An 865-nucleotide genomic window follows, 5' to 3' on the forward strand; every position below is an offset into this window, starting at 1 on the left:
ACGTCGCTGACAAAGACGGTATTTGGCTTATCTGGGGTGAATTTGCGGTCAAGCTTGTTGTCAGCAATGCGGCTGATTGTCCCAACATAGGAAATATACGGTCTGCGCTGGCGAATCTTAGCTCGAAGCCCCATCTGGCGCATGAGCTTGTAAACGAGTTTGTGGTTGACCACCCAGCCCTGGTTGCGTAGGTCAAGCAGCACTCGCCGGTAGCCGTAGCGATGCTTGTTACGCTCGAAGCTTTCCCGAATCGCTTGCTTGAGAACGGCGTGCTTATCTGGCTTACTGAGTCGTTGTTGGTGGTAGAAGAACGTCGACCGTGGCATACCTGCTGCCTCTAGGAGATATTCCAAGCGGTGGTGAGACTTGAGGATGACAATCGCCTGGACTTTCAGGCGCGTCCCTGATTCCTCAAGTCCCGCAATTTTTTTAGATAGGCATTTTCGGCCCGCAACCGTTCGTTTTCGCGACGCAGCTTGTCTTCCTCCGACAGCGGCTTCGGCGTGACCGATCCTTTGGGCCTGCCCTTCGGCTTCGGTTTCAACGCCTCATCGCCGCCTTTGCGCCATTTCCACGTCCACCCACTGACCAGCTGCTGTGATGACAGGCCAAATTCGCGCGCAAGATCCATCGCTGTCTCGCCAGCAAGGTGGCGTTGGGCAACTTCCTTCTTGATTTCAAACGAGTACTGCTGCTTTGTCGGTTTCTCCACAAGACATAGCCTGCCATGCAGCACAAACCGACAATAGAGCCGGCGCGCAGCGTGTTTGGAGACACCCAGAACATTGGCAGCCGCTCTACAGCCCATGCCTTGCTCAAATAGTTCAACCAATTGCTCGCGCTGCTGCTCACTTAGCGAACTTCG

General features: G+C 54.7%; 1 pseudogene. It reads right to left on the minus strand.

Annotation, left to right across the window (positions count from 1 at the left end):
• A pseudogene (locus tag HMPREF2787_RS10995) lies at positions 1–786 on the minus strand (IS3 family transposase); the annotation flags it as partial.
• Positions 787–865 lie beyond the last annotated feature (79 nt).

The sequence above is a fragment of the Corynebacterium sp. HMSC061H03 genome (assembly GCF_001838215.1).
Lineage (GTDB): Bacteria > Actinomycetota > Actinomycetes > Mycobacteriales > Mycobacteriaceae > Corynebacterium > Corynebacterium jeikeium_D.